Below are 4621 nucleotides of genomic sequence, written 5' to 3'. Positions count from 1 at the left end.
CCCGCAAGGGGCCGGGACTACGTAATGATATGTCATGTGAAAGGTATTGTGCGACTAAAACTCAATGCCCTTTGGCTTCCAGATATTTCTCAACGTCCATCGCGGCTTGACAACCCATACCGGCGGCAGTGATCGCCTGGCGATAATAGTGATCCACCACATCGCCGGCGGCAAACACGCCTTCCACGTTTGTCATGGTGTGCCACTTGAGTTTGATGTAGCCGACCTCGTCCGTCTCGACCTGCCCCTGCAAAAATTCGGTGTTGGGTTTGTGGCCGATGGCAACGAAGACGCCGGAGATCGGCATTTCCGTCGTCTTGCCGGTTTTGAGATTTTGCAGTGTGACGCCGGTTACCGTGTTTTTTGCGACATCATGAATGTCGGCAACGGTTGAATCCCAAATGATATTGATCTTGGGATTCTTGAAGGTGCGCTCTTGCATGATTTTCGAGGCGCGAAACTTGTCGCGGCGATGCACGAGATTGACTTTGCTGGCGAATTTCGTGATGAAATTGGCCTCTTCCATAGCCGTATCGCCGCCGCCGACGACAATGACTTCTTGATTGCGGAAAAATGCGCCGTCACACGTTGCGCACGTGGAAACGCCGTGACCGATCAACTTGCGCTCCGCCGGCAATCCCAGCAGTTTTGCCGAGGCACCGGAGGAGATGATGACGGTTTTGGCGGTGTATTTTTGATCTCCCACGAAAATCTCAAAGGGTGAGGCTTTGAAATTCACGCGATCGACCGTGTCATGAATCAACTCGGCGCCGAAATGCTCGCATTGTTTGCGCATATTTTCCATCAATTCCGGGCCGTTGATGCCTGCGGGAAAGCCGGGATAATTCTCCACGAGCGTCGTGAGTGTAAGCTGGCCGCCCGGCTCCGGGCCGGCAAAGACCAGTGGTGCAAGATTCGCGCGCGCCGAGTATAGCGCCGCGGTGTAACCGGACGGGCCGGTACCAATGATAATCACATTGCGTGTTTCAAAAGATGACATTTTTTATCCTTCAACAATTATGTTTATGATTTGAAACTCTCGCCGAAACGTTGCAAGCGTTGCTGAATTTCTGCAACGATTTCTTTGACGGAGTCGAGATCGGTTTTGCTCATATGGTGTGCCAATTCTTTGAACAGGGGATCAAGTCGAGGTTGATGAGCATGCATTAATGTGGCAATATCATTCTCATAAAGTCCCACACGAGTAAAATCGCCCTGGCGATACAGCGAAGGCAGGGCATAAAGCTTGAGCAGCAGCAACCCCTCAACTGTCGCACATGGCAAGTCTCGTTCGACAAAGTGATGCGTTGTGGCACAATGCTGTCGCACATAATTAAAAAGCGGATTTCGCGTCAGCAGGATGTCGATGCGCAACTCGTGAAACTGTCCCCGTGCGAAGTATTCATCCATTTTCTCGATATGAATCTCAGGCAGCTTCTTAAGCGTGGAAAGGGCCATAATCAAATCGATGTCTTCGGTATTGCGGCCTTCAATATATTGCAACAGAGCAATGCCGCCAACCAACAAGAAGTCTGCTTTCCGCTCATGCAATAATTGAAAAAGATCACGAACGGTCTGAGGCAGCGAGTCCGCGTTCATAACCCCTCCGCGCCAGTTTTTGAAATTGAATACGGCTGCATTGCGAATGACTTTGCCGACGTCGACGCGTCGCTCAAGGATTGTCGTCAGCGATTCCATATCACTTTCATCACAATTCGTTCGACAAATTATCCGGCACTTGCATGATCGCAATAACCGGCAGATGATCCGAAATTTTCAGCGTGTCATGCTGCCGCACGTAGTGCGTATCCACGCGAGCCTGCTTCGGAAAAATCAGATAATCAATCGTGCGATCGGGGCCTGCAGCCGCCGGGTCGTTGGGAAAATGCGTAAACCATTTTTGATAATCAAGTCCCGTGACCTCTTCCCAATTCGGCAAGACTTGATAGTTTTGATACAACGGCGCGATCTCCGAGTTTTGCTGATAGTAACTCTCGTGGCTCTCGGGCAGGCGGTGATAGGCAGCTTCATCCGGCGGCAGGAGATTTAAGTCGCCGCCCAAGGCCCAGGCCACGCCGCTGCTGCGCAACGCCGTTAAGATACTGTCGATCTCCGCCACTTGCAAGCGCATTGTGTTGGTGCCCGCCGCGAAGGCATCGAGATGGGTGTTGAGCACAACGAGTTCCGCGCCGTTGGTTAGCGGCAAGCGCGCTTCCAGAATGGCGCGCTTGGTGCTGAATTGCCGCGTGATGAGATCGTTCGGCGGCAGCGCGAGCTGATGGCGGCGCGCGTGCGAAATCCGGTATTTCGAAACCGTCGCCAGCTTCATACCCGCGCTGCCCAGAATGCGCGGATGCGGCACGAATGCGGCTTTCCAATAAAACGCCGACACGTGTGAGGAATATTCCGGCGGCAGCGCGGCGAGCAAGCGCGCAAGCTGATCCTCGTGATCTGTGCGGCGGCCGCCGTCATCGACTTCTTGCAGCAAGACGATATCGGGATTCTCGGCGCGAATGACGCGGCTGACTTCGGCGAGGGTGCGCGCGATGTCTTCGGGTGAGGGCCGGTCGTGCGGGCCGTCGAAATTGGGCGTGTCATGCCAGAAGACGTAATCCTTGCCGGCCATGAATTGTATGTTCCAGGTCAGGATTTTGAGTTTTTGGCCGGGTTGCAGTAAGGGCGCGCTGGCAGGACTCGTGACGGTCTCGGTTTGCAGTTCATCGGGATGAAACGTGAGGAGCCAAATTGTGACGAAAAACGCGGCTGATAGCAGGATGATTGTACCGCCGAGGCGTTTGGCGAAATCAAACTTGCGCATAAAAAGTGTCGATTTAATCCAATTTCCTCGTGCGCAAGTTTGACTTCACTCTCTCCTCCAACGCCTCGGCGATTTGATACGCCACCCAATAGCCGTTGTCGATGCGTTCTTGCTGCGTCATGCCGCGTTTGAGCATGGCGGCCTCGGGAATGCCGTCGTAAAAATGCGGATCGGAGGATTGATAGAGATGCGCATATTCCGAAACATCCAACGCGTATGTTTTGGCCTTCCGCAGATGTTCCTCAGACAACCCCAGAAATGAATTTGTGTTGGTTGCTTTTTGCTGTTTGCCTTTTGCCGTTTGCTTTTCCAACAAAGCCTCGGCGCAGAACAAATGAATATCCGCCAACACCAAACGATACCCCGCCCGCGCCGCAATCTCCCGCGCTTCTTTGATGTAGTCATCGATCATCTTGATCTGTTACCTGCCTCCTTCGTAGCGATTCGCTACGTCAATGGCCACTTGCGGGTAATCTTTAAGGTCGAAGTCGGTGGAAGAAATGAAGACTTTGAGTGCCGGCATGATTGCCCCAAGTTCATTAGATGGTTTTTATGGCACAGGAGATTCTTCCGATGCAATTAGTGATGCGATTCTCAGATAACCTCGCGCAAAGCTTTTGCTAAATCCGCTTCGACCTCTTCTTCGGGAAACTGCATAAAGACTTGATGAAAAGACGTAACGGCTTTTTCCCACTCCGTTTTCCAATCAACATGGGCCTTGCTTTCCAGAATTTGCCTGAGCGCCTCTCGTTCAAGTTCACTCAAACGATCCACAAGAGGAATGACCTCCTCAAGAGTCACCGGCGTTGAATAGTCTGTACTCATTTCGCACCTCGATTGGGTTAATTGTTCGCGAAAAAGACGTTGGTGACTTGAATATCAGGAAAAGAATCCATGATACCACTCCATTCGCTTGTCCGTTCCAGGCTCACCGCCAGCCTAATCCCCGCATTTTGACAAAGCAAATTAGACAATTCGCGGGACTGAAACAAGTGTTTGAAAAGCGTGACAGTAATCTATCCCAATAAAGTCACTACGCCGCATGATACCCAAATTTCGAGGCCTGCCGTGTGCACGTGCACTTCAAAAATCCACGCCCTTTTGCGCCAATTTGCCTTTTTGATAAGGATGCTTGATTTCGCGCATCTCCGTGACCAAATCCGCAGCTTCGATTACTTCCTCCGGCGCGCCGCGGCCGGTAAGAATTAAATGACAAGTCTCGGGCTTGGCGGCGATAATCTCCAGTACTTTTTGCGTCGAGAGCAGGCCCGTCATCACCGCGACATTGATTTCGTCGAGAATCACCATATCGTATTGCCCGCTACGCAGAATGTCAAGTGCATGTGCGGCGGCCGCTTCTGCGGCTTTGCGATGTTCGGCTTCGGGAAGCTTGTCATCGACGATTTTGTAAAAGCCCTTGCCCATGCGCTCGATGGTGAGATGGGGCTCCAACAGCTTCGCGCCGTCCAGCTCGCCGTAATGCCACGAACCTTTAATGAATTGCAGCATGTAAATGCGCAGGCCATAGCCGGCGGCGCGTAACGCCGTGCCGAGGGCAGCCGTGGTTTTACCCTTGCCCTCGCCGGTGTACACGAGAGTCAGGCCGTGCCGCACCTCGATTTTCTTTTGTATTTCCATGATGGCGGCAAAATACCGTGAGCGGGATTGAGAAACAAGCAAAAGTTACGAGGCAAATCACTGCTGTCCGGTTAAGCTCAAAAATTGGTTTTGGGCGAACGAAGAATAACGAGTTAGCTTCAGAAAAAGCTAAAAATAAAAATTTCTCAAAAACAAGCTTCGAAG

Annotated in this window: 6 protein-coding genes; all 6 read right to left on the bottom strand. The window is 52.0% G+C overall.

The window, feature by feature from the left end:
* Positions 1–61 precede the first annotated feature (61 nt).
* Complete coding sequence (gene trxB / locus FBQ85_26890) at positions 62–1000, bottom strand: thioredoxin-disulfide reductase (protein MDL1878761.1); 939 nt, start codon at positions 998–1000, stop codon at positions 62–64.
* A gap of 23 nt (positions 1001–1023) precedes the next feature.
* Positions 1024–1698, bottom strand: coding sequence for a hypothetical protein (locus FBQ85_26885; protein ID MDL1878760.1), 675 nt, complete (start codon positions 1696–1698; stop codon positions 1024–1026).
* A gap of 10 nt (positions 1699–1708) precedes the next feature.
* Positions 1709–2818 (bottom strand): endonuclease/exonuclease/phosphatase family protein, encoded by a 1110-nt coding sequence (locus tag FBQ85_26880; protein ID MDL1878759.1) that lies wholly within the window; start codon positions 2816–2818, stop codon positions 1709–1711.
* A 13-nt stretch (positions 2819–2831) separates the two neighbouring features.
* A complete protein-coding gene (locus tag FBQ85_26875) occupies positions 2832–3230 on the bottom strand; it encodes a hypothetical protein (protein MDL1878758.1) in 399 nt (132 codons plus the stop codon).
* Between the two features lie 182 nt (positions 3231–3412).
* Positions 3413–3643, bottom strand: coding sequence for a hypothetical protein (locus FBQ85_26870; protein ID MDL1878757.1), 231 nt, complete (start codon positions 3641–3643; stop codon positions 3413–3415).
* Between the two features lie 258 nt (positions 3644–3901).
* On the bottom strand, positions 3902–4456 hold the full coding sequence (gene cobO / locus FBQ85_26865; protein MDL1878756.1) for a cob(I)yrinic acid a,c-diamide adenosyltransferase: 555 nt from the start codon (positions 4454–4456) through the stop codon (positions 3902–3904).
* Positions 4457–4621 lie beyond the last annotated feature (165 nt).

This window comes from Cytophagia bacterium CHB2, assembly GCA_030263535.1.
In the GTDB taxonomy this organism is placed as follows: Bacteria; Zhuqueibacterota; Zhuqueibacteria; order Zhuqueibacterales; family Zhuqueibacteraceae; genus Coneutiohabitans.
Note: the sequence above shows the minus strand (reverse complement) of the source record. Positions and strands in the feature narration are given on the sequence as shown.

What these genes read in the sequence shown, in the direction of transcription:
- FBQ85_26870 (MDL1878757.1), bottom strand. Translation starts at nt 3,643, where the DNA reads ATGAGTACAGACTATTCAACGCCGGTGACTCTTGAGGAGGTCATTCCT.
- FBQ85_26885 (MDL1878760.1), bottom strand. Translation starts at nt 1,698, where the DNA reads ATGGAATCGCTGACGACAATCCTTGAGCGACGCGTCGACGTCGGCAAA.
- FBQ85_26875 (MDL1878758.1), bottom strand. Translation starts at nt 3,230, where the DNA reads ATGATCGATGACTACATCAAAGAAGCGCGGGAGATTGCGGCGCGGGCG.
- FBQ85_26880 (MDL1878759.1), bottom strand. Translation starts at nt 2,818, where the DNA reads ATGCGCAAGTTTGATTTCGCCAAACGCCTCGGCGGTACAATCATCCTG.
- cobO (MDL1878756.1), bottom strand. Translation starts at nt 4,456, where the DNA reads ATGGAAATACAAAAGAAAATCGAGGTGCGGCACGGCCTGACTCTCGTG.
- trxB (MDL1878761.1), bottom strand. Translation starts at nt 1,000, where the DNA reads ATGTCATCTTTTGAAACACGCAATGTGATTATCATTGGTACCGGCCCG.